The 3,729-nt window shown below is 51.2% G+C and carries 5 protein-coding genes; all 5 read left to right on the forward strand.

Annotated elements, in window-relative coordinates:
- Positions 1 to 954 (forward strand): MobA/MobL family protein (locus DW720_RS15305; RefSeq protein ID WP_182436560.1); only part of this gene is annotated, 954 nt, incomplete at its 5' end.
- A gap of 64 nt (positions 955 to 1,018) precedes the next feature.
- Positions 1,019 to 1,663, forward strand: a complete 645-nt coding sequence (locus DW720_RS15310) for a CHC2 zinc finger domain-containing protein (protein WP_118749809.1) — start codon at positions 1,019 to 1,021, stop codon at positions 1,661 to 1,663.
- Entirely contained in the window at positions 1,632 to 2,969 is a 1,338-nt protein-coding gene (locus DW720_RS15315; protein ID WP_118749810.1) for a virulence-associated E family protein, read from the forward strand. Before DW720_RS15310 ends, DW720_RS15315 begins: the two co-directional genes overlap by 32 nt.
- Positions 2,970 to 3,210: 241 nt before the next feature.
- On the forward strand, positions 3,211 to 3,408 hold the full coding sequence (locus DW720_RS15325; protein ID WP_117963110.1) for a hypothetical protein: 198 nt from the start codon (positions 3,211 to 3,213) through the stop codon (positions 3,406 to 3,408).
- Positions 3,409 to 3,729: recombinase family protein (locus DW720_RS15330; protein ID WP_182436561.1), on the forward strand; the 321-nt coding region annotated here is incomplete at its 3' end.

Consider the following 3,729-nt stretch of genomic DNA (forward strand, 5'->3'; position numbering starts at 1 on the left):
GACCGCCCGGAGCGTGTGGACTTGCGTTCCTATGCCAGACAGGGGCTTGATATTATCCCTACTGTCCATGAGGGGGCTGCTGTCCAGCAGATGGAAAAGCGTGGTATCCAGACAAATATCGGCAACCTGAACCGGGAAATCAAAGCTGCCAACCGCCTAATGAAGTCCATCCGGCAGCTTATCCAAAACCTCAAAGGCTGGATTACCGAGCTGGGAGAAAAACGGAAGGAGCTGCTTGCACAAAAAGCGGCGGAGGAAGCGACACTTCTTCCCAATCTGCTGATGAAGTATATGGAGATACGAAAGGAAGAACGGAAGGACTGGACAAGGGCTGGACAGAACCGGGGGACTTCACAGGACTTAAAGGCAGTCAGCGAAGCATTGTCCTATCTCCGGCAAAAGGGACTTTTCACTGTGGAGGACTTAGAAGCATTTCTGGAAGCGTCCGGGAAATCAGCCGCCGATTACCGCAATCAGATGAAGCCAAAGGAAGCCCGCAGCAAAGTGATTGACGGGATTCTTGCCAGCCGGACAGACTGCAAGGAATGTAAGCCTGTCTATGAGAAGTACCAGAAGATGTTTTTTAAGAAAACAAAGGAGAAATTCAAACAGGAACACCCGGAGGTTGCCCGGTATGAGAAAGCCGCCGCCTACCTTGCCAAGCACCCGGACGATAAGGACAGTACCCAAAAGGAGCTGCAAGAGGAGCAGGAAACGCTTCTCAGCGAAATCGCAGAACTGAAAGTACCGCTGACCGAGGTACAGGAGGATTTGAAGAAGCTGCGGGACATCCGCTACTGGGTACGGAAAGCCACACCCGGCACAGAGGAAAGCAAAGAGCCGCCCAAGAAGCAGCCCATCAAGGAAGTCTTGCAGGATAAGGCAGACGAGAAAAAAGCACAAAGAACCGCCCCGGCACAGGCGAAACACAGACAACAGGATATGGAACTTTAACAGGCACTTGCCATTTTCAATCAGAGAATGTCAGGTGCTTTTCTTTTTTCAAGGAGGGATAGATTTGAATGTATTTGAAGCTGTGAAGCAGTCCGTCACAACAAGACAGGCTGCGGAGCATTATGGAATCCATGTAGGTCGGAACGGGATGGCTTGCTGCCCGTTCCATAACGATAAAACCCCAAGCATGAAGCTGGATCGGCGTTACCACTGCTTCGGCTGCGGTACGGATGGGGATGTGATTGATTTTGCCGCCGCTCTGTATGGGCTGGGAAAGAAAGAAGCCGCCGTACAACTGGCACAGGACTTTGGAATTTCCTATGAGGACTGGAAGCCGCCGGGAAAGGTAAAAAAGCCCAAGCCCCGGCAGAAATCCCAGGAGGAACAGTTTCAGGAAGCAAAGAACCGCTGCTCCCGTATCCTTGCCGATTATCTCCACCTGCTTCGGGCATGGAGAAAGGATTATGTCCCGCACTCCCCGGAGGAAGCCTTTCATCCCCGGTTTGTGGAAGCCTTACAGAAGCAAGCCCAAGTGGAATATCTGCTGGATGTGCTGCTGTTCGGGGAAACAGAGGAAAAAGCGGATTTGATTACGGACTACGGAAAGGATGTGATACAGCTTGAACAACGAATGGCAGAGTTTGCAGCCGCAGACGCAGCAAGAACTAAAAAACACCATGAACGCCATGCAGCCGCCACAGAGCGTTGAGGAAATCAAGGCGGGGCTGGAAACTACCGAGAAAGGCGGTGTCCGTCAGAGCATACGGAACTGCCTGACCGTATTCCAGCGTGACCCTCTGCTTTCCGGGGCTATCGCATACAACATCCTGACCGACCGCAAGGACATCATAAAGCCCATCGGCTTCCACAGAGAAAGCACCGCCCTGAACGATACGGACATGAAGTATCTGCTTCTTTATCTGGAAGAAACCTATGGGCTTACCAATGAGAAAAAGATTGATAACGCCATCGGGATTGTGGCGAATGAAAACAAGTACCATCCCATCCGGGACTATCTCAATACCCTTGTGTGGGACGGGACAGAGCGAATCCGCTTCTGCCTGCGGCACTTTCTGGGGGCTGACGCAGACGATTACACCTATGAAGCGTTGAAGCTGTTCCTGCTGGGTGCAATCTCACGAGCCTTTCAGCCGGGATGCAAATTTGAAATCATGCTCTGTCTGGTAGGCGGTCAGGGGGCTGGCAAGTCCACCTTCTTCCGTCTGCTGGCAGTCCGGGACGAGTGGTTCTCCGATGATTTGCGGAAGCTGGACGATGACAATGTGTACCGCAAGCTGCAAGGTCACTGGATGATCGAAATGTCGGAAATGATGGCAACCGCAAACGCCAAGAGCATCGAAGAAATCAAGTCATTTTTAAGCCGGCAGAAGGAGGTCTACAAGATACCCTATGAAACCCACCCGGCAGACCGCCCCCGTCAGTGCGTGTTTGGCGGCACTTCCAATGCCCTTGACTTCCTGCCCCTTGACCGTTCCGGCAACCGCCGCTTTATCCCCGTCATGGTTTACCCGGAGCAAGCCGAGGTTCATATTTTGGAGGACGAAGCCGCTTCCAGAGCCTATATCGAGCAGATGTGGGCGGAAGCTATGGAGATTTACCGAAGCGGCAGGTTCAAGCTGGCTTTCAGCCCCGACATGCAGCGGTATCTCAAAGAACACCAGCGGGATTTTATGCCGGAGGACACCAAAGCCGGGATGATACAGGCATACCTTGATAAGTACACCGGGAGCATGGTCTGCTCCAAGCAGCTCTATAAGGAAGCCTTGAACCATGCTTTTGACGAACCGAAGCAATGGGAAATCCGGGAAATCAACGAGATAATGAACCAGTGTATTGACCGCTGGCGGTACTTCCCGAATCCAAGAATGTTTTCCGAATATGGCAGACAAAAGGGCTGGGAGCGTGAAAACCCGGCAACGGACTCCGGCAACCCGTCTGAAAAGACGATGGACGGTTTTGTGGAGGTCACAGAACAGATGGAGCTTCCATTCTGAAAATGACAGCCCGTTGCATCCCCTGTTGCTATCCCGTTGCCGAGCCGGTTGCCGGGGAAAATCCCGAAACTATCGGCTTTTCTCCCCTATGACAACCAAAACAACAGAAAAATAAAAGAAAAGTATAAATAGTAACCATCGCCAGATTGAGATTGTTTGCAAGGTCTTTTGAAGCCCGTTGCCGGACTTCGTTGCCGACCCCCTCTGTCTGGCTATTTTCATGTATGGAGGATAACTGCCTATGGCAAAAAACAAAACAGAGATTCATGTGACCACTGTATTTGACGGGGAGCTGGACGCCACCGATGTGTTCGTCAGCCTGATTTCCCAGAAATACGGAAAAACAAATATAAAAGAATATCTTGCTAAAAAGAAAGATATGGAGTATAATGAAGATGAGGTTCAAAAGAGCCAGATACCGTCTGGATTGTGTGGGTAAATGGCTATGATGAACGAAATGGAATACAGAACAATCGGTTCGGCACTTGCCGGGGGTTATCGTGCGGCGGTCTATTGCAGGCTGTCAAAGGACGATGACCTGCAAGGCGAAAGTGCCAGTATCGCAAACCAGCGTGATATGCTGGAAAAATACTGCGAAAAGCAGGGATGGGAGGTTGTGGCAGTCTATCAGGACGATGGCTTCACAGGTCTTAATATGGAGCGTCCTGATCTACAGAGAATGTTGAGAGCCATTGAGCGCAGGCAGGTCAACCTTGTCATCACGAAAGACCTCAGCCGACTGGGGCGTAATTATCTGCAA

Origin of the sequence: Clostridium sp. AM27-28 (assembly GCF_003480955.1) — a bacterium.
In the GTDB taxonomy this organism is placed as follows: domain Bacteria; phylum Bacillota; class Clostridia; order Lachnospirales; family Lachnospiraceae; genus Otoolea; species Otoolea fessa.

Excerpts from the sequence above, each read along its gene's own strand:
- DW720_RS15315 (WP_118749810.1), top strand. The coding sequence starts at position 1,632 with ATGAACGCCATGCAGCCGCCACAGAGCGTTGAGGAAATCAAGGCGGGG.
- DW720_RS15325 (WP_117963110.1), top strand. The coding sequence starts at position 3,211 with ATGGCAAAAAACAAAACAGAGATTCATGTGACCACTGTATTTGACGGG.